The organism is Burkholderia sp. Bp8991 (genome assembly GCF_003853795.1).
Lineage (GTDB): Bacteria > Pseudomonadota > Gammaproteobacteria > Burkholderiales > Burkholderiaceae > Burkholderia.
The window spans coordinates 208,346-234,784 of the sequence record NZ_QTQJ01000004.1; the positions used below are offsets into that span (position 1 = coordinate 208,346).

At 63.4% G+C, this 26,439-nt stretch carries 25 protein-coding genes; 10 read left to right on the forward strand and 15 right to left on the reverse strand.

From position 1 onward, the window contains the following. Positions 1 to 19 precede the first annotated feature (19 nt). Genes DIE02_RS06400 through DIE02_RS06410 form a run of 3 tightly spaced genes read left to right on the forward strand, consistent with a single transcriptional unit; the run spans position 20 to position 1,584 of the window. On the forward strand, positions 20 to 748 hold the full coding sequence (locus DIE02_RS06400) for a transporter substrate-binding domain-containing protein (protein WP_124485202.1): 729 nt from the start codon (positions 20 to 22) through the stop codon (positions 746 to 748). 15 nt (positions 749 to 763) lie between these two features. Further along, a complete protein-coding gene (locus DIE02_RS06405) occupies positions 764 to 1,030 on the forward strand; it encodes a hypothetical protein (RefSeq protein ID WP_124485201.1) in 267 nt (88 codons plus the stop codon). Next, positions 1,027 to 1,584: a DUF6891 domain-containing protein gene (locus DIE02_RS06410; RefSeq protein WP_124485200.1), complete on the forward strand. Its 558-nt coding sequence runs from the start codon at positions 1,027 to 1,029 to the stop codon at positions 1,582 to 1,584. The genes DIE02_RS06405 and DIE02_RS06410 overlap by 4 nt, the downstream gene beginning before the upstream one ends. 248 nt (positions 1,585 to 1,832) lie before the next feature. Here the strand turns inward: DIE02_RS06410 and DIE02_RS06415 are convergent, their stop codons facing one another. The 5 genes from DIE02_RS06415 to DIE02_RS06435 all read right to left on the reverse strand — a co-directional run bounded on the left by DIE02_RS06415 (position 1,833) and on the right by DIE02_RS06435 (position 6,825). Then, positions 1,833 to 2,537 (reverse strand): ABC transporter ATP-binding protein, encoded by a 705-nt coding sequence (locus tag DIE02_RS06415; protein WP_124485199.1) that lies wholly within the window; start codon positions 2,535 to 2,537, stop codon positions 1,833 to 1,835. Between the two features lie 17 nt (positions 2,538 to 2,554). Further along, on the reverse strand, positions 2,555 to 3,331 hold the full coding sequence (locus DIE02_RS06420) for an ABC transporter ATP-binding protein (protein ID WP_124485198.1): 777 nt from the start codon (positions 3,329 to 3,331) through the stop codon (positions 2,555 to 2,557). A gap of 22 nt (positions 3,332 to 3,353) precedes the next feature. After that, entirely contained in the window at positions 3,354 to 4,523 is a 1,170-nt protein-coding gene (locus tag DIE02_RS06425; protein WP_124528850.1) for an ABC transporter permease subunit, read from the reverse strand. A 15-nt stretch (positions 4,524 to 4,538) separates the two neighbouring features. Next, positions 4,539 to 5,489 carry a branched-chain amino acid ABC transporter permease gene (locus tag DIE02_RS06430; protein ID WP_124485398.1) on the reverse strand — a complete coding sequence of 317 codons (951 nt, stop codon included), beginning with the start codon at positions 5,487 to 5,489 and terminating at the stop codon, positions 4,539 to 4,541. 181 nt (positions 5,490 to 5,670) lie between these two features. Continuing rightward, positions 5,671 to 6,825 (reverse strand): branched-chain amino acid ABC transporter substrate-binding protein, encoded by a 1,155-nt coding sequence (locus tag DIE02_RS06435; protein ID WP_124485196.1) that lies wholly within the window; start codon positions 6,823 to 6,825, stop codon positions 5,671 to 5,673. Positions 6,826 to 7,052: 227 nt separating this feature from the next. On the opposite strand from DIE02_RS06435, the gene DIE02_RS06440 reads away from it, so the two are divergent. The 6 genes from DIE02_RS06440 to DIE02_RS06465 all read left to right on the forward strand — a co-directional run bounded on the left by DIE02_RS06440 (position 7,053) and on the right by DIE02_RS06465 (position 13,572). Further along, positions 7,053 to 8,135, forward strand: coding sequence for a GlxA family transcriptional regulator (locus DIE02_RS06440; protein ID WP_124485195.1), 1,083 nt, complete (start codon positions 7,053 to 7,055; stop codon positions 8,133 to 8,135). Between the two features lie 168 nt (positions 8,136 to 8,303). Next, positions 8,304 to 9,557, forward strand: coding sequence for a D-amino acid dehydrogenase (locus DIE02_RS06445; RefSeq protein WP_124485194.1), 1,254 nt, complete (start codon positions 8,304 to 8,306; stop codon positions 9,555 to 9,557). Continuing rightward, complete coding sequence (locus DIE02_RS06450) at positions 9,554 to 10,612, forward strand: asparaginase (protein ID WP_124485193.1); 1,059 nt, start codon at positions 9,554 to 9,556, stop codon at positions 10,610 to 10,612. Before DIE02_RS06445 ends, DIE02_RS06450 begins: the two co-directional genes overlap by 4 nt. An 18-nt stretch (positions 10,613 to 10,630) precedes the next feature. After that, positions 10,631 to 11,587: an ornithine cyclodeaminase family protein gene (locus tag DIE02_RS06455; RefSeq protein WP_124485192.1), complete on the forward strand. Its 957-nt coding sequence runs from the start codon at positions 10,631 to 10,633 to the stop codon at positions 11,585 to 11,587. A 166-nt stretch (positions 11,588 to 11,753) separates the two neighbouring features. Further along, positions 11,754 to 12,419, forward strand: coding sequence for a HEAT repeat domain-containing protein (locus tag DIE02_RS06460; RefSeq protein WP_124492194.1), 666 nt, complete (start codon positions 11,754 to 11,756; stop codon positions 12,417 to 12,419). Between the two features lie 145 nt (positions 12,420 to 12,564). Further along, complete coding sequence (locus tag DIE02_RS06465) at positions 12,565 to 13,572, forward strand: HEAT repeat domain-containing protein (protein ID WP_124485190.1); 1,008 nt, start codon at positions 12,565 to 12,567, stop codon at positions 13,570 to 13,572. A 326-nt stretch (positions 13,573 to 13,898) separates the two neighbouring features. Here DIE02_RS06465 and DIE02_RS06470 read toward each other — a convergent pair whose 3' ends face one another. Genes DIE02_RS06470 through DIE02_RS06500 form a run of 7 tightly spaced genes read right to left on the reverse strand, consistent with a single transcriptional unit; the run spans position 13,899 to position 21,702 of the window. Further along, complete coding sequence (locus DIE02_RS06470; protein WP_124485189.1) at positions 13,899 to 14,777, reverse strand: alpha/beta fold hydrolase; 879 nt, start codon at positions 14,775 to 14,777, stop codon at positions 13,899 to 13,901. A 14-nt stretch (positions 14,778 to 14,791) separates the two neighbouring features. Continuing rightward, complete coding sequence (gene mhpT, locus DIE02_RS06475) at positions 14,792 to 16,045, reverse strand: 3-(3-hydroxy-phenyl)propionate transporter MhpT (RefSeq protein WP_124485188.1); 1,254 nt, start codon at positions 16,043 to 16,045, stop codon at positions 14,792 to 14,794. Positions 16,046 to 16,103: 58 nt separating this feature from the next. Then, a complete protein-coding gene (gene dmpG / locus DIE02_RS06480; protein WP_311766789.1) occupies positions 16,104 to 17,126 on the reverse strand; it encodes a 4-hydroxy-2-oxovalerate aldolase in 1,023 nt (340 codons plus the stop codon). 15 nt (positions 17,127 to 17,141) lie between these two features. Then, positions 17,142 to 18,089 carry an acetaldehyde dehydrogenase (acetylating) gene (locus DIE02_RS06485; protein WP_124485186.1) on the reverse strand — a complete coding sequence of 316 codons (948 nt, stop codon included), beginning with the start codon at positions 18,087 to 18,089 and terminating at the stop codon, positions 17,142 to 17,144. A gap of 17 nt (positions 18,090 to 18,106) precedes the next feature. Further along, positions 18,107 to 18,895 (reverse strand): 2-keto-4-pentenoate hydratase, encoded by a 789-nt coding sequence (gene mhpD / locus DIE02_RS06490; protein WP_124485185.1) that lies wholly within the window; start codon positions 18,893 to 18,895, stop codon positions 18,107 to 18,109. A 4-nt stretch (positions 18,896 to 18,899) separates the two neighbouring features. Beyond that, positions 18,900 to 19,853 carry a 3-carboxyethylcatechol 2,3-dioxygenase gene (locus DIE02_RS06495; RefSeq protein WP_124485184.1) on the reverse strand — a complete coding sequence of 318 codons (954 nt, stop codon included), beginning with the start codon at positions 19,851 to 19,853 and terminating at the stop codon, positions 18,900 to 18,902. 1 nt (position 19,854) lies between these two features. After that, the gene (locus tag DIE02_RS06500) at positions 19,855 to 21,702 is read right to left on the reverse strand and encodes a bifunctional 3-(3-hydroxy-phenyl)propionate/3-hydroxycinnamic acid hydroxylase (RefSeq protein WP_124485183.1); all 1,848 of its coding nucleotides are present in this window, start codon (positions 21,700 to 21,702) and stop codon (positions 19,855 to 19,857) included. 163 nt (positions 21,703 to 21,865) lie between these two features. On the opposite strand from DIE02_RS06500, the gene DIE02_RS06505 reads away from it, so the two are divergent. Next, entirely contained in the window at positions 21,866 to 22,678 is an 813-nt protein-coding gene (locus tag DIE02_RS06505; RefSeq protein WP_124485182.1) for a DNA-binding transcriptional regulator, read from the forward strand. A gap of 173 nt (positions 22,679 to 22,851) precedes the next feature. Here DIE02_RS06505 and DIE02_RS06510 read toward each other — a convergent pair whose 3' ends face one another. From DIE02_RS06510 to DIE02_RS06520, 3 genes are all read right to left on the reverse strand, one after another. Next, positions 22,852 to 23,979, reverse strand: coding sequence for an aminotransferase class V-fold PLP-dependent enzyme (locus DIE02_RS06510; RefSeq protein WP_124485181.1), 1,128 nt, complete (start codon positions 23,977 to 23,979; stop codon positions 22,852 to 22,854). 188 nt (positions 23,980 to 24,167) lie between these two features. Continuing rightward, entirely contained in the window at positions 24,168 to 24,800 is a 633-nt protein-coding gene (locus tag DIE02_RS06515; RefSeq protein ID WP_124485180.1) for a LysE family translocator, read from the reverse strand. Between the two features lie 176 nt (positions 24,801 to 24,976). Further along, positions 24,977 to 26,356 (reverse strand): epoxide hydrolase family protein, encoded by a 1,380-nt coding sequence (locus DIE02_RS06520; RefSeq protein ID WP_124485397.1) that lies wholly within the window; start codon positions 26,354 to 26,356, stop codon positions 24,977 to 24,979. Positions 26,357 to 26,439: the final 83 nt, after the last annotated feature.

The following is a 26,439-nucleotide window of genomic DNA, read 5'->3' on the forward strand; positions in this document are numbered from 1 at the left end:
CTGCTCGCGAGAAGACGCGATGAAGGTAACGATTGCATACCTCGACGAACCGCCATTTGGATGGACGGAACCGGATGGCACGGCAACCGGTGCCGACCTCGATCTCGCCGGCGAGATCCTTCGGGCGATCGGTGTCACGCGGATCGAACCTCACCTGACGACGTTCAGTGAACTGCTGCCCGGTGTCGCCGCAGGCCGCTGGGACATGAACGTTCCGCTCTTCGTTACGCCGGAACGCGCCGCCATGGTCGCGTTCAGCGTACCCGTGTGGGGAATCGCGGACGGCTTTCTCGTTCGCGCCGGAAACCCGAAGCAACTGACCGGCTATGCGTCGCTTGCCGCGCGTCCCGATGCACGTCTTGGCATCATTACCGGACAGGTACAGCACGACTCGGCGAAAGACGCGGGCGTGAGCGAGCATCAGATCACCCTGTTCGACCGGCAAGCCGATGCGATCGACGCGGTGCGCGCCGGCGCGGTCGACGCGTACGCCAGTACTGCGCTCGGACTTCGGATCGTGGCGAAGCGGATGGGCGGCGCATTGCTCGAGGCCGTCGCGCACGAACCGCCAGCGGACCGGATACACCACCGGCCGCCGTTGGGCGCCTTCTCGTTCAATCGACAAAACAGCGCGTTGCTCGATGTGGTCAACCAGCAGCTGCGCTCGTATCTGGGCTCGCCGGAGCATCGCGCGCGCATGGCGGGATTCGGATTGAGCAGTGCCGAAATCGATCCTGCCCTCCGCTGAAACGGTGCCGCGACGATGAGCACCGGCAATTGGAGAAAGCGCATTCGACATGGTGATGCTGGAAGCTGCGGATCGCGCACGCTGGTGCTGGTGCTAGTGCTCGCGAAAACGGGCGGCGCCGCTGGCGCGCATCGAGACGCCGAACCGTTTTCCGGAGGGACGTTCGCCGCTCGACACGGTTTCAATACGCCGGTGCGAACCGTCGAGCAGGACTGTCGCTGGCGAGTAACGGCCGGCAGCGGCGTTGAAGATCGAAGACGACACCTGGAGACCATGACGTGACGGACACCGAAAAATACGTGATGGAGTGCATCACCAAATGGGTCTGGTCGGGCTTTAACGACCCCGATGATGTGCGGGAAATGATGGAGGACATCCTGGAGCCGGACTGCGACGCGGATCGGCTGGAAGGTTTCATCGAGTCGGAATTCGAACGCAAGGCTGCGGCAGAACGGTCCTGGCCTCGGGAGACGGATTGCGATCGGCTGGATCGCGTGTTCGATGAACTGGACGACGACGGCATCTGCGCGCTGTCGAACGCCGGATACACGATGTCGGATGGCCACTCGGACGTTTCGGAAGCCGTGCAGGACGCGCCGCAAGGGCGCTATCACGGGTACTGCTTTTATCACGGACAGGATGTCGAAAGAGCGCTGGATGGACACGGCCTCACGCTCGCCTTCGGCGACCTCGCCGGCGACGACGCGCGCGGTGCGGTAGTGGGCCGCCGGGTCGCGGAAGCGCTTGCGCGGGCCGGGTTCGAAACGTCCTGGAACGGGTCTGTCGCCAGTCGTATCGAGCTTCCATCGTTCGACTGGAAGAGACGCCATCGGTAGCATCGGGGGTATAGGCCGGGATCTGACCGGTTGGTCAACGTCAGATTGGGTCTCGGATAATACGATCGTTCGTCGCCAATGGCGGTGATCGACCCCTTCCGGTCATCGGATCGTCCAGCGCTGGATGGCGGCTTTCGGTGGCGAAGGCGCCATCCACTTGAGACTACCCTCGTATTGCTGGTCGCCCAGATAGCCGTCTACCGTAGTGAAGCTTTTCCAAGGATTCAGTCCTCGCTGGTATCGCTGATTCACTCGCCCAGATACGCCGCCCGCACCTTCGGATCATCGAGCATCTGCTTCGCATCACCCGACATCGTGACGAGACCCGAGTCCATCACGTAGCCGCGATTCGCCGCCTGCAGCGCAAGACGCGCGTTCTGCTCGACCAGCAGGACGGTCATGCCTTCGGACGAAATCAACCGCACCACTTCGAAGATCTTCTCGACCATGATCGGCGACAGACCCATCGACGGCTCATCGAGCAGCAGCAGCTTCGGCCGCGAGATGATCGCGCGCGCCATCGCCAGCATCTGCTGTTCGCCCCCCGACAGCGTGCCCGCGTATTGTAATGCGCGCTCTTTCAGACGCGGAAAGAAGCCGAACATGCGGTCGACGTCCTTCTGGATGGCGTCCTTGTCGGTGCGCAGATACGCGCCCATCTGCATGTTCTCGACGATCGACATGCGCGCGAAGATGCCGCGCCCTTCCGGCACCATCGCGAGACCGCGCTTGAGCAGCTCGTGCGCGGGCAGCCCTTTGATGGACTGACCCATGTACTCGATGTCGCCGGCCGCGTACGCCTTCAGGCCCGTGATCGCCTTCATCGTCGTGGTCTTGCCCGCGCCGTTCGCGCCGATCAGCGTGACGAGTTCGCCCTGCCCGACCTCGAGGTCGACACCCTTGACCGCCTGAATGCCGCCGTAGTTGACCTGCAGGCCCTTGATTTTCAACATTGCTTGCGTCGTGGACATCAGTGGACCCCCGCACCCAGATAAGCTTCGATCACCTTCGCATCCTTCTGCACGTCCTGCGGCAAACCCTGCGCAATCACCTTCCCATAGTCGAGCCCTGTCATGCGGTTGCACAGGCCCATCACCAGTTTCACGTCGTGCTCGATTAGCAGGATGGTCCTGCCATCGGCGCGGATCTTGTCGAGCAGGCGCGTGAGTTCGACCTTCTCGGTCGCGTTCATGCCCGCTGCCGGCTCATCGAGCGCAAGCAGCTTCGGATCGGTCGCGAGCGCGCGCGCGATTTCCAAACGGCGCTGGTGGCCGTACGAGAGATTGCGCGAGGTGTAGTCGGCGTACTGCGCAATGCCCACGTATTCGAGCAGTTCGAGCGCGCGCTCCTTGATCTCGCGCTCTTCCTTGCGCTCAGCCGGCGTCTGGAACACCGCGCCCAACAGGCCGTGCTTCGTGCGCACGTGGCGGCCCACCATCACGTTTTCCAGCGCGGTCATACCGCCGAACAGGCGAATATTCTGGAAGGTGCGCGCGATGCCCGCCTTCGCCACCTGATACACGGTGGTCGGCGTATAGGTGTCACCGTCGAGCCGGAACTCGCCCGAGTCTGGCGTATAGAGGCCCGTGATCACGTTGAAGAACGTGGTCTTGCCCGCGCCGTTCGGGCCGATCAGGCCGTAGATGGTGCCTGCCTCGATCTGCAGGCCCACTTCGGAGAGTGCCTGCAGGCCGCCGAAGCGTTTGCTCACGCCCTTCACCGACAGGCGGATTGGTTTGTCGCTCATAGTCTGTTCTCCGTCCGGTCGTTTATGCGCGCACCGGCTTCTTGCTCGTGCGCTTCGCGATCTTCGCGATCTTGTCTTCGTGCTTCGCGGCAGGCCACAAGCCTTCCGAGCGGTAGAGCATGATGATGACCATCGCGAGGCCGTAGAGCAGCTGACGAATGACTTCGGTATCGACGACTTCATGGCCGAACAGCATGTGCTGCAGCGGGCCCATGGACGAGCGCAGGAACTCGGGAAAAATGGCCAGCAGCACCGCGCCGAGAATCACGCCCGGAATATGGCCCATGCCGCCCAGCACCACGCAGGCGAGCACCACGACCGATTCCCAGAACGTGAACGATTCCGGCGAGACGAAGCCCTGGAACGCACCGAACATCGCGCCCGAGAGGCCGCCGAACGACGCGCCCATCGCAAACGCGAGCAGTTTCACGTTACGGGTGTTGATGCCCATGGCCTTCGCGGCGATTTCGTCTTCGCGGATCGCGGCCCATGCGCGGCCGATGCGCGAGTGCTGCAAACGCGTACACACCCAGATCACGATCAATGCGCAGAGCACGAACACGTAGTAGTAGCAGTACACCGCGGTAAACGTGAAGCCGAACAGCGTGTGCGGCTGCGAGAGATCCATACCCGCAACATGCAGCGGCGCGCCCCCCGTAATGCCCTGCGGCCCGTTGGTGATGTTCACCGGACGGTCGAGGTTGTTCATGAAGATGCGGACGATTTCCCCGAAGCCGAGGGTCACGATCGCGAGGTAGTCGCCGCGCAGACGCAGTGTCGGCGCGCCGAGCAGGACGCCCGCTAGCGCGGCGAGCCCCATCGCCGCCGGCACCACGATCCAGTACGGCGTGTGCATCCCGCCCGGGAACATGTTGGCGATCCAGGCGAATTGCGTGGCGAGGTGCGGGGAAGTCAGCAACGCGGCGGTGTAGGCGCCCACCGCATAGAACGCGATGTAGCCCAAGTCCAGCAGGCCGGCGAAGCCGACCACCACGTTCAGGCCCAGCGCGAGCATCACGTAGAGCATCGCGAAGTCGAGCACGCGGACCCAGTAGTTGCCGCCCGTGGCGCCGACCACGAAGGGCAGCGAGGCCACGACGATGGCGGTCACGATGCCCACCGTGAGCGTTTTCGCGGTGTTTTTTTCAGGGATGAGCGTCGTCGGCGGCTCGATCGGTTGAATGGATGTCATGTTGTGTTCCCCTCTTTATGCGCGGTCCGCGACCCGTTCGCCCAACAGCCCCGACGGACGGAACACGAGCACGACGATCAGCACGACGAACGCAAACACGTCCTGATAGTTACTGCCGAACACGCCGCCCGTGAGGCTGCCGATGTAGCCGGCGCCAAGCTGCTCGATGAGGCCGAGCAGCACGCCGCCCACCATCGCGCCGCCCAGGTTGCCGATGCCACCAAGCACCGCCGCGGTGAACGCCTTCATGCCCGGGATGAAGCCCATATAGAAGTGGGCGTTGCCGTATTCGGAGGCGATCATCACGCCGGCCAGCGCGGCAAGCGCCGAGCCGATCATGAAGGTGGCCGAAATCACGAAGTTCGGATTCACGCCCATCAGGCTCGCGACGCTGGAGTTCTCGGCGATGGCGCGCATCGCGCGGCCGAGCTTGGTGTTGTGCACGAGCAGCAGGAGGCCCGCCATCACGAGGAACGCGACGACGATGATCACGATCTCGGTGGGCGAGATCACGGCGCCGACGCCGGTTTCAGCCGGCTTGATGGCGTTGATGGGATCGGTCGAGATGAGCTGGGGGAACGCGAGCGGATTGCGGCCCCAGATGATCATCGCGAGCGTCTGCAGTAGGATCGACACGCCGATCGCGGTAATCAACGGGGCGAGACGCGGCGCGCGGCGCAGTGGCCGGTACGCGACCTTTTCAATCGCGTACCCGATGACCGCACACACGACCGCGGCGACCGCGAGCGCGATGCACAGCGTGGGGATGTTCCCGAGGCCCGGGAAGTGATTGTGGAGCACGTTGATCGCGGAGAGCGCGACCATGGCGCCCATCATGAGCACGTCGCCGTGCGCGAAGTTGATGATGCCCAGAATCCCGTACACCATGGTGTAGCCGAGCGCGATGATGGCGTAAATGCTGCCAAGTACCAGCCCGTTGATTAACTGCTGCAGGAAGATATCCATATCCGGTTTAGAGCGTCCGGCCGTTGTGCGCTTACGGAAATTACGCCCCGCACGACAGGATGCGTCGGCAGTCAGCGTTTTCGCTATCAAGACGGCGGGAGTGAGGGAAAAAGAGGAGGTGTACGACCGACACAACCGCATCACTGAAGTTGTGCCGGGTTGAACAACCGGCCCTGCCGGGTTAGTTCTTCACGTAGTCAAGGAGGGTTTGCTTTCCACCGACATACTTGTAGAGGGAAATCGTCCCGTGGACCAGGTCGCCCTTCGAATCGAACTGTGTCTGGCCGAGCACACCCTCGTAGTTCGTCGCTGGCATTGCGGCAAGAATCTTGTCGGGGGCCGTCGAGCCGGCGCGCTTCATCGCTTCGGCGATGACGTATACAGCGTCGTAAGCGAATGGCGAGTTGAGGACGGGGTGTGTACCGAAGCGCTTTTCGTAGCGCTGCATGAAGGCCGGGCCCTTGGGCATCTTCTCGAGCGGCGAGCCTGCGACGGAGCAGATCACATCATCGGCCGCGTCCCCGGCGAGTTTCGAAAGGTCGTCGGCACACAGGCCGTCGCCTGCAAGAATCTTCTGCGTCATGCCGAGCTGCTTGGCCTGCTTCGCAAACGGGCCGCCCGTTGCGTCGAGGCCCCCATACATGATTACGTCCGGATGCGCGCCCTTGATTTTTGTCAGGATAGCGCGGAAGTCGATAGCCTTATCGTTGGTCGCGTCGTGCGAAACCACCGAAAGGCCATCTGCCTTCGCACGTTTCTCGAATTCATTGGCCAGACCCTGCCCATATGCGGTGGCGTCGTCGACGATGGCAACTGTCCTGACTTTTAACTTCCGCATCGCGTAATCGGCGAGGGCCGGCCCTTGCTGGGCATCAGTTGCCACCACGCGGTATGCGGTCTTGAAGCCCTGGAGCGTGTACGCCGGATTCGTAGCCGACGGTGAGACCTGAACGATACCGGCGTCACGATAGATCTTGGAGGCCGGAATCGTCGTTCCAGAATTCATGTGACCGACTATCGCCACTACTTTGGCGTCGACAAGCTTTTGTGCGACCTGCGTGGCCTGGCGCGGATCGCCAGCATCGTCTTCGGTGTCGAGAACCAGCGTGACCTTCTTTCCGCCGACGACAAGCCCCTTTTCGTTGATTTCCTCGACCGCGAGCCTTGCACCGTTCTCAGTGTCCTTGCCCAGATATGAAGCCGGACCGGTGAGAGGCGCGACTTCACCGACTTTCACGGTTTCGTCGGCATGCGCCACCCCGGCAGAAACGGCAGCCAGCGCCCCCAGAATGCCAAAGGTCGTCGCACGGCGACCCAATATTTTGCTCTTGGTCATTGCATTACCTCATCGATAGTTATCTGCATCGAGGGCGATCCGCTGGATTGTCCCCGTCGCCTCTGTCCTTGTACCGCGCGGCAGGTGGTCTGCGCTGGCGAGACAAATTTATGCAGACACAAACCAGCGGCATTGCACCGATTTGCCAGAAAACAGAAGAAATGCGACAGCGGCGATGCGTACCGTGCGGTCTTATAATGGCGTGACACCGATTACTCGCGCTGCCCATGTTTTCCTCCGACGATCCCCCGGCCAAAGCGCCGCCGGCCCACGAACTGGTGGGCCGGCTTGACTCGCTTTCTACGGCACCCGAGTCGCTTCTGGGGCGTTCCGGCGCGGAGCTCAATGTCGGAATCCTGCTATGGCCGCGCTTTCCGCTCTTGTCGCTTGGCGGGCTCTGTGACGCGTTACGTCACGCTGCCGATCGCAGCGACCAGAGTCGTCAGTTGCGCTGTCTCTGGACGACGATTGGCGTGCACGACACCACCGTCGAATCGAGCTGCGGTATCGCTGTACCGGTGCAGGCGGCCTTTCCGGAAGTCGGGCAGTTCGACTACATCGTCGTCATCGGCGGCCTGCTGCCGCATCTCGAGAAGGTGGACAGGCGCTACTGGGACTACCTGAGCGCCGCCGCACAGGCGGGCGTTCCGCTGGTAGGCATCTGCACTGGTAGCTTTGTCCTCGCCCATGCCGGGCTCATGCAGGATCACGTCGCATGCGTGCACAGCTTTCACTTCGACGACTATCGCTACATGTTCCCCGGGCTACGCGTCGTCACGCATGCCGACTACTTTATTGACGGCGATCGCATCACGTGTGCGGGCGGCATCTCGGTCATCGAGCTCGCCGCGCGGCTCATCAATCTGCATTGCGGACCTGACCGCGCATCGAAGGTGATTCACCAGATGACCGTAAGTCGGCAGGCCGGCGCCTCGTTCATCGAGCGCCGCCGCGCACTGGGCTACCTGTCGGTGGACGATGCAAACGTACGCCATGCTGCGCTGCTCATGGAGGAAAACCTCGAAGCGCCGCTTAACATCGCGGTGATCGCGAAGATGATTGGCACGAGCGTGCGCCAGCTCGAGCGGGCATTCATGGCCGAGATGAAGGTGTCGCCGAATGAGTTCTATCGAGGTATGCGGCTACGCTACGCGCGCTGGATGCTGCTGAACACCGGGCGCAAGGTCACTGACATCGCATATGAGTGTGGTTTTGCCGATTCCGCGCATTTCATCAGGGTGTTCCGCGAGACCTACGGCGTGACCCCTGGCAAGCTGCGTGGTTCGCGCGCAGGTCCAACCGAGGACTGAAGCTGTGCGGCCGAGGGGGGCGACGCCATCGCTGCGCGCACCCTGTCCGGCGGAGATTCGTTGTCGCGTTTCTTCTATTTTTTTGCTCTTCAGTGCAATTCCGCTGGTGTCGCCTGGCTCAACATCCTGTCTCGTGTGAGTGCACCGTGAAACAGGGAAACAAGCGACATGCAGATTGCCGTATTGGGTGCAGGTGTCGTCGGTCTGGCGAGCGCCTACTATCTGAACCGGGCCGGACATCAGGTCATCGTTATCGACCGGCATGGTGATGTGGCCGCCGAGACCAGCTTCGGTAATGGCGGCCAGTTGTCGTATAGCTACGTCGCGCCGCTTGCCGGGCCGGGCGTGCTGTCGAAGCTGCCCGCGTGGCTCGCTCGACGGGATTCGCCAGTGCGCTTCCGGCCGTCGGTGAGCACCGAGCAGTGGCTCTGGTGCCTGAAATTCGTGTTCGCCTGCACGCACCGGCGTAGCAATCTCACCACGCGCGAGTTGCTCTCGCTCTCATTTGCGAGCCGCGCGCTCATGCACCAACTCCTGCGCGACGAACCCACGCTCGACTTCGACTTTCAACACTCTGGAAAGCTCGTCCTGCACCGCGACGCTGCCGCCATGAAGGGTGCCATCGATTTGCTTGATTTCCAGCGCTCGCTCGGCTGTGAGCAGGAAGCACTGTCTGCGGCCGAATGCGTCGCGCTCGAACCCGCACTGACTGATGTGCGCGAGCTGATTGTCGGCGGTATCTATACGCGTAGCGAAGATACAGCCGATTGCCATCGCTTTAGCAAAGGTCTTGAAGCCATTTTGAGGGCACGCGGCGTGCAGTTTGCGATGAATACGCGCATCGACGCACTGGAGGTCGCCAAAGGCGGACACATCGTAGCGCGCAGCGGCGGCGGGACACTCGAAGCGGACCATGTCGTCGTAGCTGCCGGGGCAAGCGCTGCGCACCTGCTCCAGCCATTGGGCGTTCGTGTGCCCGTCTATCCTCTCAAGGGCTACAGCCTGACCTACTCGCTGGGACCTCAGGCAATAGCACCGACGTTGAGTGTTACCGATTTCGCCCGCAAAGTGGTCTATGCGCGACTTGGCGACCGGTTGCGCGTGGCAGGTATGGCCGACCTAGACGGGTACTCCCTGAAGTCCGATCCATCACGCGTTGCCGCGCTACATGCGGAGGCCGCCGCGCTGTTCCCTCAGGTTGTAGCCAATCACGCTGACGCCACTGAGTGGACCGGGCTGCGTCCCGCCACGCCACGCGGCAAGCCGATTATCGGGCCCACGCGTTATCCGAATCTCTGGCTCAACATCGGGCATGGTGCGCTCGGTTTTACGTTGGCCTCCGGTTCAGCTGCGTTGCTCACGGGTTGGATCGACGGCAAGCCTGACTCGTCGCTGTCCAGCTTTTTCGCGCTCGCCCAATGAGCCGTGCAGCCTGTGGCGCACGGCTGTCCTCAATCAAAAATTCCTCGAGTCGATACCGAATGAAAGACAAACCCAATATTGTGGTCATCGGCACTGGCGGTACGATTGCCGGCCGTGGCGCAAGCGCTGTCGACACTTCAGCATACGCGTGCTCAGTGCTCCCGATTGATGAAATCTTGTCGGCCATTCCAGAAGCGTCGTCGCTCGCAAACCTGAGCGCAGAACAGCTGCTGCAGGCGGGCTCAGAGAACTTCAACGAACAGCACCTGCTCATGATCGGGAAGCGGGTGTCCGAGGTGCTCAAGGACGACACAGTAGACGGTGTCATTCTCACGCACGGCACTGACACCATCGAGGAAACCGCGTACTTTCTGCATCTGACGTTGAAGAGCGTGAAGCCCGTCGTTGTAGTTGGTTCGATGAGGCCGCCATCGGCGATGAGCTCCGACGCATCGCTGAATCTCTACGACGCGATTGCGGTAGCCATTCATCCGTCCTCGCATGGAAAGGGAACGCTTGTCGTCGCAAACGAAGAAATCCACACTGCTCGAGACGTTACGAAGACAAACAGCTTCAAGCTCGAGGCATTCCGCTCGCCCTACGGCGCGCTTGGTTACGTGACCCAAGGCAAGCCTCGCTACTACCGCATGCCATCGCGCGATCATACTGTTTCCACCCCGTGGTCCATCGACGACATCAAGGCGTTGCCAAAAGTCGACGTCGTCTACGCCTACGGCGCGCTTGGCAGTAGTCTCGTCCGCGCCATTGCAGCGGATGCGCGCGGCCTTGTCTTCGCTGGCACCGGCAACGGCAACATCGCGGAGCATATGGTCGGGCCGCTGCGGGAGGCAACGCGCGGCGGCATGCACGTGGTGAGGGCTTCGCGCACAGGCAGTGGCATAGTCGTGCGCAACGGCGCGCAGCCTGACGACGACTATGACTGGATCGTCGTCGACGATCAGGCGCCTCAAAAGGCTCGCATTCTCCTGATGCTGGCGATGCTCAGCCATCCGGATGACCGCCGCGCATTGCAGGCAGCCTTCTACCGCTTCTGAACCCTGCCAGGAAATACCATGTACATCATTACCGACGATCAGGTTCAACGGCTGATCACCATGGGCGACGCCATTGAAACAATGCGCTTTGCGCTTGCTGAACAAGGCCGCCGGCACGCAAAGATTCAGTCACGCGTGCGCACGCTCGGCGAAAACGTGTCGTTGAGCACGATGGGGGCAATTCTGCCCGCTGCCGGCGTGTGCGGTGCGAAGGTCTACTCGACGCACAACGGCGTCTTCGACTTCGTGATTCCGTTGTTTTCCACTCGTGACGGCAGGTTGCTCTCCATTATCCACGGCGGCGCACTCACGGAATACCGCACAGCGGCGGTAACCCGCGTCGCGTTTGATACGTTTGGCCGCACCGATGCTGAGGCTCTGGCCGTGTTCGGAACTGGCGTCCAGGCGAGAGCCCACATCCGGGCGCTTGTCGAGAATTCGGGCATCAAGCGCGTACTGGTGGTCGGCATCGAGGGCGTGCAGGAAGCGATTGCGCAAATGCAGGCGCGTTACGCTGGCGTACGCTTTGAGGCCTCAACCGCAGAAACAGCGGTGCAGGTGGCCGACGTCGTTGTCACTGCAACCCGCAGCACGGTCCCGCTCTTCGACGGCGCCGACCTCAAACCAGGAACCTTCGTCGCAGCGATCGGCTCCAGCAAGCCAAGCGCACGCGAAGTGGACGATACGACGCTTTCCCGGGCCGGCATGATTGTTGTCGAATCACTAGAGCAGGCAGAGAAAGAGGCGGGGGATCTGCTGATGGCGGCGCCGGGTGTCGTTGACTGGAGCACCGTTGCGGAACTCGGCGATGTCATCGCCAATGGAGTTGCCGGGACGCGCTCGCAAGCCGATATAACGGTCTTCAAATCGCTTGGGATTGCGCTTGCCGACGTTGCACTCGGCGAGCTGGTCACGCGCAGGGCGATGGCAGTGGCGGAGGCTGAGCTAGGACCGGACGTCCAGATGTCTCGGTAGAGAAACAGGTAAACGTCTCTTTGTGGCCACCCGCCGCCCCTCACCCGCGGAGGAAGCGGTAATCGGCCCCACGAACGGCTGCCTGGGCGTGCAATTCGCCCCTCGCCCGAAAACGCTTGACCTTGTCACAGTGACAAGGCGTCCACTGTCGGGCGAGGAGGCGTTCATGACCCGTCACTATCCCCCGACTTCCCGTCACGCACTGACCACGGCACTCGAGCATCCGGACGCTTCGCTCCGTCTTGCGGCTGCGCTGGGTGCCGGCACGGCTCCCGATCCAGGCCAGATCACGCTACTGGTGAAGCGTTGCGGTGTCGAACCGGATTTCTTCGTTCGCGACATGCTCACCTGGGCGCTCACCCGGCATGCGCAGGATCTGACCTTGCCATTGCTGCTTGACGAGCTGCGCTCGCCGTTGGCGCAAGCGCGTAGCCAGGCGCTGCATACGCTCTCGAAGATCGGCGACCCCGCAACCTGGTCAGCGATCACGAGCGGGCATCTACATGACCCCGATCCTGAGGTGGCACGAACTGCGTGGCGCACCGCGGCAGGGCTGGTGCCGATCTGGCAACGAGCCGCCTTGGCACGCGAACTGGTTCGCGAGCTGGGCCGCGGCGACAAGGACCTCAAGCGCAGTCTGAGCCGAGCCTTACTCATGCTTGGAGACGACGCCATGGCCCCGCTCGATGCGGCGGCCCGACACACGGACCCGGCGGTTCGCGTTCATGCCTGCGCGAGCCTCAGGCTCATCGCGGACCCGGAGAGTGCGTTTGTGCTCGATCCAGCCGGTGCGTGGCGCGCAGGTGCACCGTCGCCCTACGCCGATGAATAGGCGGGTTGACGGCGATCGATGTGATGAGCCACGTATTGGCCGAGGTGATGGAAGCCGTTGGCGGTTTGTTAGAATTTTCGAGGCTCGATGGGAGCCAAGGCCGAGACACGACGCGGCGTGAACCAGATGACACCGGAGACAAGTGATGCGCATCAGCGAGTTGGCCAATCGTTCCGGCGTCAGCGCGCGCATGCTGCGGCACTACGACGCGATCGGACTGGTCAGCCCATCGGGACGTACGGAAGCGGGATACCGCGAGTATTCGCAAGCCGATGCCTTGCGCCTGTTCCAGGTGGAGAGCCTGCGTTCGCTGGGCCTTGGGCTGGCCGAGGTGCGTCAGGCGCTCAGCCAACAGGCGCCTCACCCCGATGTGCTCATTGACGCGCTGATGGTTCGCAGCCGCGAGCGGGTGGCCGCAGAGCAAGCGTTGCTTTGCCGGCTGACTTCTGTGTCCGCCACCTCTCCCGATGATTGGTCAGCAGTGCTTGAGGTCGTGCATCTGTTGAAAAGACTGGAGTCAACGCATGCGCCTGAGAGACAGCGTGCTGCGTTTGACGCCGCGTCCAGCGATGCTCCGCTTGCAGCACTCATCGCCCACGCACTGCTCCAGGAACAAGAGCCGAATGTCGCAGGTGCGCTGCACTGGGCGCTTGGAAGAACCGTAGGCAGCGGCGCCAGCGTACTTGGCGCTGCGCTTCAACAGCCCGATCCGGCAGTACGCGAACGGGCCGTGCTCGCGCTGGCGAAACTCGGCGGTTCCGATGCGGTGGAGACCTTGCGTGGCTCGCTCCTCGACCCCGCGGAGCGCGTGCGGTATCGCGCTGCGCGGGTGCTTGGCGGATGGGGGATACGCGACGCCATTCCCCTGCTGATCGAGCAGGTCCTTGGCGGGACTCACGATGTCGAGGCGGCCGATGCGTTAGCCGATTTAGCGGAAGACCCCGCGATCGCAAGGCAAATTGTGGAGCGCTTTGAAGCAGCGATCTCGGACGGTCGAGCCGATGTCCCGACCCGTGTACGGATTTGTCAGGCGGTCGCCGAATTCAATGGCACGGCGTCGGCCCTGCTTGCCCGGCTGGCCGCCGATCCAGACCCGTCCGTGGCGCGCAATGCGCGTTACGTGATCGGTATTCGCAACGACGCGCCAACGTAGTCGAGTTTGAGTTTGATAGTCGGCCTATTCCTTGGAGGCGAATGCCCTCGTTTCCTGTCGCTCCCGGATCTGTCGGCGGGGAAATAGTCTGCTCGCTTGCTCGGCAGCGGACGTGCGCTTGTCCGGGAGGGACTCATATCAGGAGCGGCCGGAGATAGCCGAGAAGCCAGCATTTCGACTTCAGACGCCAAATGTCAGCTGGTGCCCGGCTACCGCCGCACGCGGTCGACGGTCACCGACCCATCTCGGTCGTACGACGCCGGTGCCCGTCGACGGCCGCTTTCGAAGCACAGAAGCCGCCCGACGGAGGGATTGCGGAAAGCAGACTAAACGGCTTGTTGTTGGAGAAGGAACTCCAGCACCATCCGGTTGAATCGCTCCGCGTGCTCCCATTGCGCCCAGTGCCCGCAGCGCCCGAACACATGCAGATCGGCGTTCGGCATACCCCAAACGAGCCGCAGGCCGACATCCATCGGCACGAAACGGTCATCGCGCCCCCAAATCACGAGCGCGGGCGCCTTGATTTCGTTCAGCCGGTGACCGTAGTCCGGAAATTGCTTCGGATTGGCCGCCAGACTCTTCACGAAGTTCTCGAGATGATCGCGCCGCGCCAGCATATTATCGAGCCGCGTCTGCATCAGCTCTTCCGTCATCGTGCTCGCATCGTAGACGAACACATTGAGCATCTTCCTCAGGTTCTCGAGCGTAGGGTTGCGATACAGCCCTTGCAGCAGCTTGATGCCTTCGGTCGGCATCGGCACAAACTGGCTCGGACCGCCCGTGCCGCCGCCCATCAGCACCAGCTTGCCGACGCGCTCCGGATACGACAGCGCAAAGGCCACCGCGCTATGCCCGCCCATCGAGTTGCCGACGAGATGCGCGCGCTCGATGCCGAGCGTATCCAGCACGCCCTTCAGCACGCGCGCGTTGAGGTCGGAGCGCGAGCCGGTGCAGACGATCGAATCGCTCTTGCCCCAGCCGGGACAGTCGACGAGGATCACGCGATAACCCGCGTTCGCGAACGCGTCCACATTGCGATGGAAGTTCGCCCAGCCGCTCGCGCCCGGACCGGAGCCGTGCAGCAGAACGAGCGTTTCCTTGCCCGCGCCGGTGTCGTTGCAGTGCACGCGCAGTTCCGTGCCGCCTTCCACCACGTTCACGTACTTGCTGGTCGCGGCTTCGCTATGAGTCACAGTGTCAGTCATGTCGAGATCCTTCGTCAGATTGATTCGGTTCCAAACGTGCGCGAGCCGTCGGCCGACTCGCGCGGAAATTTCCCGACCACCGCGAGCGCGCCGAGCGCCGCGATCACGATGAGCGGAATGCTGGAGATCACGAGCATCGACGCGCTCTGGCCGAGCGCAAACAGTTGCCCGGCGATCAGCGGGCCTACCATCGAGCCGACGCGGCCGACGGCCACCGCCGCGCCGACGCCCGTGCCTCGAACCCGCGTCGGATACGTTGCACCGGCGAGCGCGTACAGCACTGACTGCGTGCCGACGAGAAACAGGCCCGCCAGCAGGCCGCCCAATGCCATCGACGTGCCGCCGTTCGCGCTGGCGAGCGCAAGCAACGCAGTCGCGATGCCGGTATACATGCCGACCACGACCACGCGCTTGCCGATGCGATCCATCAGGCCGGCGATCACGATCGCACCGACGCCGCCGCCGATGTTGAACATCATCTGCACGATGCTTGCCTGTACCGGCGTGAGGCCGCGCGAGAGCACCATCGAGGGCAACCAGTTCATCAAGAAGTACAGCACGATCAGCGTCCCCAAATAGCTGATCCACAGCGCGATGGTCGTCACCGCACGCCCGTCACTGAAGAGCGCGCGCGCGATGCCGTCCTTCGACTCATGGGTCGCACCCTGGCCAGCCGCGACGAAGTGCGTCGACTCCTTTATGAAAAGCGCAAGCAGCGGCAAGGTCAGCAGCGGGCCGATCCCGCCGACATAGAAGATATGCCGCCAGGCCTCGACGCTCGGGCTGACGATGCCGATTACCGCCGCGAGCGCCGCTCCGAAGGGCATGCCGCAGTACATCGCGCCGACCGCCGTGCTGCGTTGTCCGGGCGCTGCCGCCTCCGCACACAGTGCGATCAGGTTCGGCATCGCAGCGCCGAGACCGAGGCCCGTGAGAAAGCGCGCGACGAGCAGGCTCTGCAGATCCCACACCTGGGTCGTTGCGATCGAGAATATCCCGAACAGCGCAACCGACATCATCAGCACGCGCTTGCGGCCGATGCGATCCGCGAGCCTGCCGCCAATCGCCGCGCCCGGCAGCAGACCGAGCGCGCCGATGCCGAATGCCCAGCCGAGTTGCGCGGCAGCGAGATGAAACTCGCGTGCCATGCGCGGTGCGGCGATGCCGGTGGATTGCAGATCGAGCCCTTCGAGGAGCGCGACTGCGAAGCACAGGCCGATGGTGATGGCGCTGCCGGCGCGCGGGGGGGAAGCCGTTGACGTTTTCATTGATGTCTCCAGGTTGAACGATGCAGCGCTCTTCATGGCGCGTGGCACACCGAATGGCTCAGGCGCGTGCTTCGCGCTTCTTCAGATCGAGCGCGACGTCGACGATCATGTCTTCCTGACCGCCCACCATGCGTCGCTTGCCGAGCTCGACGAGAATGTCGACGGCTTTCAGGCCGTACTTCTTCGCCGCGATTTCAGAATGCCGCAGGAAGCTCGAATACACGCCCGCATAGCCGAGCGCGAGCGTTTCGCGGTCCACCCGCACCGGTCGGTCCTGCAACGGGCGGACGATATCGTCGGCCGCATCGAGCAGGCGATAGAGATCGGTGCCGTGATGCCAGCCAAGGCGCTCGGCCGCCGCGATGAACACTTCGAGCGGGGCATTGCCCGCTCCCGCACCCATGCCCGCCAGGCTCGCATCGATGCGGTCGCACCCCTCCTCGACCGCAACGATCGAGTTGGCCACGCCGAGGCTCAGGTTGTGATGGGCATGCATGCCCGTGTGGGTCTCGGGGCGAAGCACGGCCTTGAGCGCCCTGAAGCGCGCACGGATGTCGTTCATGTTCATCGCGCCGCCGGAATCGACCACGTACACGCAGGTCGCGCCGTAGCTTTCCATCTTCTTCGCCTCGATAGCGAGGTGGTCGGGCGTGGTCATGTGGCTCATCATCAGAAAGCCGACGGTATCCATGCCGAGGCTGCGCGCATATTCGATGTGCTGCTTCGAAATGTCCGCTTCCGTGCAATGGGTCGCGACACGTACGACACGCGCGCCCGCGTCGTACGCGGCCTTCAGGTCGTGAATCGTGCCGATGCCGGGCAGCAGCAGCGTCGCGATTTTCGCGTGCTTCACCACATCGGCTACCGCCTCGATCCATTCCAGATCACTGTGCGCGCCGAAGCCGTAGTTGAAGCTCGAACCCTGCAGGCCGTCGCCATGTGCGACCTCGATGCTGTCGACCTTCGCGTCATCCAGCGCGCGAGCAATGTCCTGCACGTTCTGAATCGAATACTGATGACGGATCGCGTGCATGCCGTCGCGCAGCGTCACATCGGAGATATAGAGTTTTTTGTCCATGATCGGGTGCTCCTTGCTTCAGGCGTTCACGAGCGACGCGGCCATGCGTTCGGCCGTTGCCAGCGCGGCGGAAGTCATGATGTCGAGATTGCCCGCGTAGGCCGGCAGATAATGTGCCGCGCCTTCCACTTCGATGAAGATCGAGGTCTTCAGTCCGCTGAAACGGCCGAGTCCGGGAATATGCAACGGCGCAGCGGAGGGGATGTCGTCGAACTGCACGGATTGCTTCAGACGATAGCCGGGCACATAGGCCTGGACCGCCGCGGCCATCTGATCGACGGACGTTTCGATCAGCGTCCGGTCTGCCGCTTCGGACAGCACATAGACCGTGTCGCGCATCATGAGCGGAGGCTCGGCCGGGTTGAGCACGATGATCGCCTTGCCCTTGCCGGCACCGCCGACCGCTTCGATCGCCTTCGACGTCGTCTCGGTGAACTCGTCGATGTTGGCGCGCGTGCCAGGTCCCGCCGACTTGCTGCTGATCGACGCGACGATCTCCGCGTAATGCACCTTCGCGACCCGCGACACTGCCGCGACCATCGGGATCGTCGCCTGTCCGCCGCACGTGACCATGTTCACGTTCGGCGCATCGAGTTGCGCGTCGAGGTTCACCACCGGCACGCAGTACGGGCCGATGGCAGCGGGCGTCAGATCGATCATGCGGATGCCTGGCTTGAGCGTGCGCAGGAACGCGTCGTTCGCCACATGTGCGCCGGCAGACGTCGCATCGAACACGAAGTCGATCTGGTCGAACACGGGCAGGCGCGCAAGCCCTTCCACGCCGTCATGCGTCGTCGCCACGCCGAGCTTCGCCGCGCGCGCGAGACCATCCGAGGCCGGATCGATGCCAACCATCGCCGCGACTTCGAGATGCCGGCTGCGACGCATGATCTTTATCATCAGGTCGGTGCCGATGTTGCCCGATCCGATGATCGCGGCTTTGCACTTGGTGTTGTCTGCTGCCATGGAAATGTCTCCGTCCGTCATTCGCTGAAACTGGCGCACACACCGCCGAGCCCTTCGATGTGTGCCGTATAAGTGCCGGCCGCGTTCACCGCGACCATCGGGCCGAGCGCACCCGTCAGCACGATGTCGCCGGCGCGCAGCGGCGTGCCGAGTCGAACCATCCGATCCGCGAGCCACGCAGCCGCATTCAGTGGATTGCCGAGGCACGCACTTCCATTGCCGCGTGAAAGCACTTCGCCGTCCTGCGTGAGCGTCATGGCACACGCGCTCAGCTCGATATCGCGCAGCAGCACCGGCCGGCTACCGAGCACGAACAGCGCGCTCGACGCGTTGTCCGCGACGGTGTCGAAAAACCGGATATCCCAGTCGCGGATGCGACTGTCGACGACCTCGATCGCGGCCACCGCATACGCGGTCGCCGAGATCAGATCCGCGAAGGTGTGTTTCTCGGCGGTCAGGTCGCGGTCGAGCACGAGTGCGATCTCCGCTTCGACCTTCGGCTGAATCAACGAGGCGAGCGGCATCGGCTGGCTGTCGCCGTAAGCCATCGACGCGAACAACGCGCCGAAGTCGGGCTGATCGACGCCGAGTTGCTTCTGCACCGCGGGCGAAGTCAGGCCGATCTTCCTGCCGACGACGCGCTCGCCGTTCGCCGCGCGCAAGTCGTTGTTGATCTGCTGGATCGCGTACGCGAGTGCCGGATCGCCTTCGGGACACGTATCGCGCAGTGGCGCGATCGTCCGACGCAAGGACTGCGCCTCACGCAGGCGCGCGGCCATCGAAAGAATGTTGCTGTCATCCGACATGGTTCTATCTCCTGGAAAGAGTCCGTTCTCGCGCGTGCATCGCGCCGAAGCCCGCGATCCATTCCGGAATCGCACGGTAGTAATCGATCGATGCCTCGTAACGACCGCTCGCCGCAAGCGCACCGAATGCCGCAACCCACGTGCGGATCTCATGTGCGGACTTGCCTGCCTCACGCGTGATCGCTTCGTTCGTGAAGCCATCGGCGGCGGTGAGTTCACCGCGTTCGAGCAGTTCGAGAAATTTCTGGTCCCATGCGGGATTGAGCGGATGCAGCCGGCTGTCACCCGCCGCGAATGCCTTGGCCGCCGCGACGGTGCGCGACTGCCGCGCATCGCGCGACGCCGGCGACGGGTTGCGCCCCGCGATCAACCGTTCCGCGACGACATCGTCCGCGCCCGAGATTTCCGGCACCGGCGGCTCATGCGAAATACCGCCCGAGCCGATCAGCAACACGCGCCGCGGCATGCGCGCGACGGCACGGCCAATCGCATCGCCGAGCAGCCGGGCGCGGCGGCACGACGCCATCGGCGGCGCAACCGAGTTGATGAAAACGGGCACCACGGGATAGCGGTCGATGCCACCGGTGAGTACCTCGAGCGCCTGCGCGCAGCCGTGATCGACCTGCATGCGATACGAAACGGCTACGTCGATATCGCTCGCGAGTGCGGCATCGGCGAGCGCGAGCGCCACATCGCGCGCGACGGGCAACGGGCCGGCCGCGCTGCCGAAATCGCCGATGGCCGTCGCACTCACGCCGATGCAGAACTGCGGCATCACGTCGTAGAAAAATCCGTTGTAGTGGTCCGGCGCGAACACGATCACCAGCTCCGGATCGAACGCATCGACCCGCTCGCGCGCCGCGCGCTGCACCAGCTCGACCTCCGCGACGACTTCCGGACTGGGGTCGAAATACCCGTGCAAGGGCGTGTGCGACATGCATTCGAGATGGATCGGCATCTCAGGCCCCTACCAGGTCGGCGGCGTGCGCGAACGTCGCGCCGTTGGCCGTCGCGCCCGTTGCCACAACAAGCGACAGCCGTTGCGCAAGCTGCGACACGCAATCCGATACACATTGCGGCGAGCACATGCCGGCCACGAAGCGGTCGGGCCGCAACAGCACGACCGATTCGGGCACGCGCGCGAACCAGTCGCGCAGGCGCGAGTCGACATCGCCAACGGCGATCACGTCGTCAGGCACGTCGTCGTGAAAAGCGAGCTGCGGGTCGGGCTTCGCGATCACGAAACACCCCCCAAGCGCGTTCCAGATGCGGCGTGCCTCGGGAGTCAGGCCGAAGGTCGGGTCCGTGCCCCACCCCACGATCGCGAAGCGGTTGCCGATCGCATCGTCGAGCCGGACGATGCTGCCATCCACCAGACGCACGCGTGGCTGGATGAACATGCGGCCCACAGGAGTGCCAGCCTGCGCATCGCGGCCGTGCACCATCCGCCCGATCAGCGATTCACGTTTCTCGCTCATCAAACCGACCAGCCTGCCGAACGCGCCGTGTCCGCGCTTCGCGATCATGCGCGCGAGCTGCCCTTCGGACCGCGTGCGTCGAGCCAGAAGCACGACACCCTCTTCATAGCGCGGCATCGGCTTGAAGCGCATCTCGACGAAATAGCGCTTCATGGAGGGCAGCACATCGAAGCAGCGCACGAACGCGTCACGCACTTTCGATCCGAAGAAGCTCGTCGGCGCGAAGATATCGCCCGCGACCTCCGACAGGTGGATCATCGAGCGCGCATGGGCACGCCGCTCCGTCGTGTAGGTATCGAGCAGCGCGTCGTGCGCGGTGCCTTTCACGACCATCGCAAGCTTCCAGCCGAGATTGCTCGCGTCACGAATGCCGCTGTTGTAGCCCTGCCCCTGCCACACCGGCATGATGTGCGCTGCGTCCCCCGCGAGCAGGATGCGCTTGACGCGGAAGGTGCTCGCGAGCCGCGCGTTGTGCGTATAGACCCGCCGGCGAATGTAGTCCACCTTGTCAGGATCGTCGACGACCCCGCGCACCAACGTCGCCATGTTCTCCGGTTTCGACAGTTCCTCCTCCGTCTCGCCCGGCATCACCATGAATTCGAAGCGCCGGATGCCGTGCGGCAGCGCCGCCGAAACGTAGGGACGCCGCGCGTCGCAATGCAGATAGACATGCGGAGAGCCGATCGGGTCGTTGCGCACGTCGATCACGATCCATTGATTCGGCTTCGTGCGGCCTTCGAACGGCACGTCGAGCGCGCGGCGCACAAAACTGTTGCCGCCGTCCGCGCCGACCATGTACGCGGCACGGATCGTTGTCTTCGCACCGTTCGCGTCTGTCACGTCGAGGGTCACCCCGCTCTCGTCCTGCGCGAAGCTGTCGACACTGTGGCCAAGCAGCGTCGATACATTCCCGAAACGCCCGAGACCGCGGTACAGAATCTGGTCGGCGAGCGGCTGGATGAAGGCATTGCGGCGTGGCCAGCCGAACTCGTCGGTGCGCGGCTCGATCGACGCGAAGCACTTCCCTTTCAGCGTGAAGCGCATCCAGTGATTCGGCGTGGTGTGCGGCAGCAGCTCGTCGACAAGGCCGACCGACTGGAATACGCGCAGTGCTTCGTCGTCGAGGCCGATGGCGCGCGGATAGTCGATGATCTGCGCGAGCTTCTCGATCACGACGACGCGCACGCCCTGCAGGCCGAGAATGTTCGCGATCATCAGGCCGACCGGGCCCGCGCCGATGATGGCGACATCTGCGTCGATCGAACGATGTGTCGTTTCGTGAGGATGAGTGCGGCCGTTGCCGGCCGCCGGTTCAAAGGCGGGGCGCATGCTTGTCTCCTGACTGGGCTTGTCCGATGTGCCGAACCGACGAAGCGCCTGGCTCTCGATCGTTCAGCTTATGGACGCAGTTTATGGATGGCGGAAAACACCCTCAACAAAATCTCCGGAATGTGCATAGAATGCACATTGTTGATTTCAATGGGATTTTTCCGTGACGACCTACACGAACGTGCGCGGACTGGCGCGCGGCCTCCAGGTACTGCGGGCTCTGAACGCGATGGAAAACGGACGCGCGACGAGTCAGCAGATCGCCGATCTGACCGGCCTGCATCGCACTACGGTGCGCCGCCTGCTCGAAACGTTGATGGAGGAAGGATTCGTGCGCCGCAGCACATCGGACGACAGCTTCCGCCTGACGCTCGCCGTGCGTTCCTTGAGCGAAGGCTTCACCGATACCGAGCGCATCGCCACCGTGGCGCCGCCGATCATGGGGCAGCTGCTGCAGCGCGTCGCGTGGCCATCCGATCTGACCACGCCCGATGGCGACGCGATGATCATCCGCGAGACGACGCACCGCTTCAGCCGGCTGTCGTTTCATCGCGCGATGGTAGGGCGGCGTTTGCCGATGTTGCTGACGGCTGCGGGCCGCGCCTACTTCGCCATGTGCCCCGATGAGGAGCGCGAGGATATTCTGGACCTGTTGCGCTCCGGCGCGGGCGGTGAAGAACAACAGGCGTTCGCGAGAAACGATACGCTCGTGCGCAAGCTGATCCGGCGTGTGCGCGAAGATGGTTTCGGATCGAATCACGGCGACTGGACCGCGCAGGCGAAAATCGGCGCGGTGGCGGTCGCGATCAGCGCGGACGAACGCGTGATCGCCAGTCTCAATGTCGTCTTCCTGTCGCGCGCGGTAAGTCTCGAAGATGCCACTCGTCGCTATGTGCCCGAGCTGCAAAAAGCAGCATTGGATATCGCCGAAGCATTGAGGCAGGAACCAGCAACGCGTCCCCGTGCATCAACGTAGGCACCTGGACCGGCTGAATGTCGTGAACGGAGCCGAACGGTCACGCAAATGCTATGTGCCGACCGCGCCGGACAATCGCGGCGGCATCCGGGAAACGCGGCGCATCCGTGACGCGTGATCGGATCGATCTCGTCACGTCATGCGCCGCAATTCATGCCTGGATCGGCGACGCGCTACAGCACCCGCTCCAGCGCACTCGCGAACCGCGCAACCGCCGCATCGACGTCATTCAGCTTGTCGAGCCCGAACAAGCCGATCCGGAAAGTCTTGAAATCCGCCGGCTCATCGCATTGCAACGGCACGCCGGCCGCGATCTGCATGCCGACATCGGCGAATTTCTTGCCGGACCGGATATCGTCGTCATCGGTATAACAGACGACGACGCCCGGTGCCTCGAAGCCTTCGGCCGCGACACTCCGGAACCCCTTCCCGGCGAGCAACGCACGAATCCGCGTGCCGAGCTCCAGTTGTTCCGCCCTCACCTTGTCGAAGCCGTACGCGTCCGTTTCCTTGATCACGTCGCGCAGCATCGCGAGGCTGTCCGTGGGCATCGTCGCGTGATACGCGAACCCGCCGCTTTCGTACGCTTCCATGATCTGCAGCCACTTGCGCAGATCGCACGCGAAACTGGTGCTCGTCGTCGCATCGATGCGCTCGCGGGCGAGCGCACCGAGCATCACCAGCGCACAGCCGGGCGACGCGCTCCAGCCCTTTTGCGGTGCGCTGATCAGCACGTCGACACCGCTCGCCTCCATGTCGACCCAGATCGTGCCGGACGCGATGCAATCGAGCACGAACATGCCGCCCACCGCATGCACGGCGTCGGCGACCGCACGCAGATACGCATCGGGCAGCATCATCCCCGACGCGGTTTCGACGTGCGGCGCGAACACCAGATCCGGCTTGTGCTCGCGAATCGCCGCGACGACTTCATCGATCGGCGCCGGCGCAAAGGCGGCCTGTCTGCCCGCTTCGACCGGACGCGCCTTCAGCACGATCGACTCGGACGGAATGCTGCCCATGTCGAAAATCTGCGACCAGCGGAAGCTGAACCAGCCGTTGCGGATGACGAGGCACTTCCTGTTCGTCGCGAACTGCCGGGCCACGGCTTCCATGCCGAACGTCCCGCTGCCCGGGACGATTGCGACCGCCTTCGCGTTGTAGACCTTCTTCAGCGCAGCGGAAATGTCGCGCATCACGCCCTGGAAGCGCTGCGACATGTGATTGATCGACCGGTCGGTGTACACGACCGAGTATTCGAGAAGCCCGTCGCGGTCGACATCGGGAAGTAATCCTGGCACGTTCGCCTCCGGTAAAGGACATGGGATGAGCGCGAGCGGTGTTCATGAGCGGATGCCGCTGCGCCGATGCAACGCTGCTTTTCTCTGATAGACGAACGATTCTAACGAAAGCTGTCCGCTCGTTGGAAATTTCGGCGCTTGTCTCATTCACCGCACATCCGGTGTCGTGCGCGCGACGGGTAGCCGCGCTATGGACGCGATGCCAGCAACCTGATCCCAGCGACCCCGAATACGACGGCCAGACACCCGTCCAGTGCCTTGTGGGTTCGCATGTAGATCCTTCGAACCGGCTCCATGGAAAACAGCCATGCATAACCGGCGAACACGCCGCACCCAATGGCCGCACAACCCACGACCAGTGCACCTTGTGACGGCCGGGTGCCGCCGGACGACAGCGCAACGATCGAAACCCACACGAGGATCGCCTTCGGATTGGTGAGATGAAGCATCGCACCGCGGCAATAGATGCTGGTCAACGTCGGCGTTCGCGCCGTTTCGGATACGGCGGGCGGCACCCGTCCGAGCGCATTGCGCGCCGACTTGAATGCAAGCCACAAGAGATACAGTCCGCCGAAATTCCTGATCGCGACGATGAACGGGGCATACGCGATCAGCGCAGCCGATACGCCCAGCACGGCCACACTCGCCCACAACATCGAACTCGACAGGATGCCCAGCGAGAACGTCAATGCCGCCTTTCGGCCGTGATTCGCCGCGATGGACATGATGGCGAGATTGCTCGGTCCGGGGCTCGCGGTACCGACGAAATAGATTGCGTAGGCAAGCAGCAGGTCGGTCGCGAGGTGGGCATTGGCCGTCATGTTCTGGATTCCGCAACGAAAAGTGGCCGGATGATCGGACACAGGCGCAGCCGGCGAAAGAGGCAATATCGCCATCTTCCGTTGAATTTCGGACAAGCCGGCGAGACCGCATCGATGCACGCTACCGCGCCGTTGTCGAAGCGCTCCGCCGCAAACGAGGCGGAGCGCGTCGCCCGTCACGCGCGCAACGGTCTCAACCCGGCACGCACTTCATTCGCGAAGATCATCGGTTCTTCCCATGCCGCGAAGTGCCCGCCTGTTGCCGGTTTGTTGAAGTAAATCAGATTGTGATAAGCCCTCTCGGTCCAGCTCCGCGGCGCCTGGTAGTTTTCCCCCGGAAACGCGCTCACCGCCGCCGGCACGCCGACGTCGGCCGCTAGGAAGAAGTTCGCATGCGATTCCCAGTAGAAACGCGCCGCCGAGACGCCCGTGTTCGTGAGCCAGTAAAGCGTGATGTCGTCGAGCACGTCGTCCCGTGTCAGCGCGCCGGCCGAGTGGCCGTTGACCGGGCGACCCTGCACGGCCGCGCTCAGCGCTGCCGCCGGCTGGCCGTAACCGTCTCCGTGGTCGAGCAGCCACGAAGCCAGCGCGACGGGCGAATCGGCGAGTCCGTACAACGTCTGCGGGCGCGTACCCATTTCAATCGCGTAACCGCGCTTCCTCTTGAAATTGGCGCTCAGCTGTTCATATGCGTGCCGCTCCTCGTCCGACAAGCCGGCAGGTGCGGGATCGCCGGCCGTCAGCGACTTCAGAATTTCCGCCGGCACGGACGCCGGGAAATTCACATGAATGCCTATCAGCTCAGGCGGCGCCTGTTTCGCCATGACGTTCGTGACGATGCCGCCGAGGTCCCCGCCCTGCGAAGCAAAGCGCGCGTAGCCGAGCCGTTTCATCAGCGTCACCCATGCGCGCGCCGTGCGCTCCGGCCCCCATCCCGTCGTCGTGGGTCGCGCCGAAAAACCATAGCCGGGCAGCGACGGAATCACGAGATGGAACGCATCCGACGCCGGCGCGCCGTACGCAGTCGGATCGACGAGCGGCGCGATGATCTTGAACTGCTCGATGATGGAGCCGGGCCAGCCGTGGGTCACGATCAACGGCATCGCATTCTCGTGCTTCGATCGCACATGGATGAAGTGGATGTCGAGGCCATCGATTTCGGTCACGAATTGCGGATACGCATTCAGCGTCGCTTCGCACTTGCGCCAGTCGTAGTCGCTCGCCCAATACCGCGCGAGCGCCTGAATGGTCGCAAGCTGAATGCCCTGCGACTCGTCGGCCACGGTCTCGCGGTCCGGCCAACGCGTCGCGTTGATGCGCTGCCGCATGTCGGCGAGCTGCGCGTCGGGCACATGCACCCGGAATGGCCGAATCGCCGATCTGTCGCCGCGTGCGGGTTCCGCGGTGCCGATTGCCGGGCTGGTCTGCGCGAGCGCCAGGCGGCTCAGCGAACCGGCCGCCAGTGCGGCGGTCGCGATACCGACAAAGCGCCGGCGCGACAACGACGTCGTCACGTTGCGACCGGCACCGGCAGGCGCGCTTTCGGCGCCCGACATCAGGAGCGGCCGATCATCGGCAGCGTTCGTTTTCATATCACACACCTTTCAAGGAAAGATCTCATCGCACCCTTACATGCATA

Coding starts and splice junctions, on each gene's coding strand:
- DIE02_RS06445 (WP_124485194.1), top strand. CDS start 8,304: ATGCAGATTGCCGTATTGGGTGCAGGTGTCGTCGGTCTGGCGAGCGCC.
- DIE02_RS06520 (WP_124485397.1), bottom strand. CDS start 26,356: ATGTCGGGCGCCGAAAGCGCGCCTGCCGGTGCCGGTCGCAACGTGACG.
- DIE02_RS06460 (WP_124492194.1), top strand. CDS start 11,754: ATGACCCGTCACTATCCCCCGACTTCCCGTCACGCACTGACCACGGCA.
- DIE02_RS06455 (WP_124485192.1), top strand. CDS start 10,631: ATGTACATCATTACCGACGATCAGGTTCAACGGCTGATCACCATGGGC.
- mhpD (WP_124485185.1), bottom strand. CDS start 18,895: ATGTCGGATGACAGCAACATTCTTTCGATGGCCGCGCGCCTGCGTGAG.
- DIE02_RS06430 (WP_124485398.1), bottom strand. CDS start 5,489: ATGGATATCTTCCTGCAGCAGTTAATCAACGGGCTGGTACTTGGCAGC.
- DIE02_RS06405 (WP_124485201.1), top strand. CDS start 764: ATGAGCACCGGCAATTGGAGAAAGCGCATTCGACATGGTGATGCTGGA.
- DIE02_RS06470 (WP_124485189.1), bottom strand. CDS start 14,777: ATGACTGACACTGTGACTCATAGCGAAGCCGCGACCAGCAAGTACGTG.
- DIE02_RS06485 (WP_124485186.1), bottom strand. CDS start 18,089: ATGGCAGCAGACAACACCAAGTGCAAAGCCGCGATCATCGGATCGGGC.
- DIE02_RS06425 (WP_124528850.1), bottom strand. CDS start 4,523: ATGACATCCATTCAACCGATCGAGCCGCCGACGACGCTCATCCCTGAA.
- DIE02_RS06415 (WP_124485199.1), bottom strand. CDS start 2,537: ATGTTGAAAATCAAGGGCCTGCAGGTCAACTACGGCGGCATTCAGGCG.
- DIE02_RS06515 (WP_124485180.1), bottom strand. CDS start 24,800: ATGACGGCCAATGCCCACCTCGCGACCGACCTGCTGCTTGCCTACGCA.
- DIE02_RS06435 (WP_124485196.1), bottom strand. CDS start 6,825: ATGACCAAGAGCAAAATATTGGGTCGCCGTGCGACGACCTTTGGCATT.
- DIE02_RS06450 (WP_124485193.1), top strand. CDS start 9,554: ATGAGCCGTGCAGCCTGTGGCGCACGGCTGTCCTCAATCAAAAATTCC.
- DIE02_RS06400 (WP_124485202.1), top strand. CDS start 20: ATGAAGGTAACGATTGCATACCTCGACGAACCGCCATTTGGATGGACG.
- DIE02_RS06500 (WP_124485183.1), bottom strand. CDS start 21,702: ATGCGCCCCGCCTTTGAACCGGCGGCCGGCAACGGCCGCACTCATCCT.
- mhpT (WP_124485188.1), bottom strand. CDS start 16,045: ATGAAAACGTCAACGGCTTCCCCCCCGCGCGCCGGCAGCGCCATCACC.
- DIE02_RS06465 (WP_124485190.1), top strand. CDS start 12,565: ATGCGCATCAGCGAGTTGGCCAATCGTTCCGGCGTCAGCGCGCGCATG.
- DIE02_RS06440 (WP_124485195.1), top strand. CDS start 7,053: ATGTTTTCCTCCGACGATCCCCCGGCCAAAGCGCCGCCGGCCCACGAA.
- DIE02_RS06420 (WP_124485198.1), bottom strand. CDS start 3,331: ATGAGCGACAAACCAATCCGCCTGTCGGTGAAGGGCGTGAGCAAACGC.
- DIE02_RS06495 (WP_124485184.1), bottom strand. CDS start 19,853: ATGCCGATCCATCTCGAATGCATGTCGCACACGCCCTTGCACGGGTAT.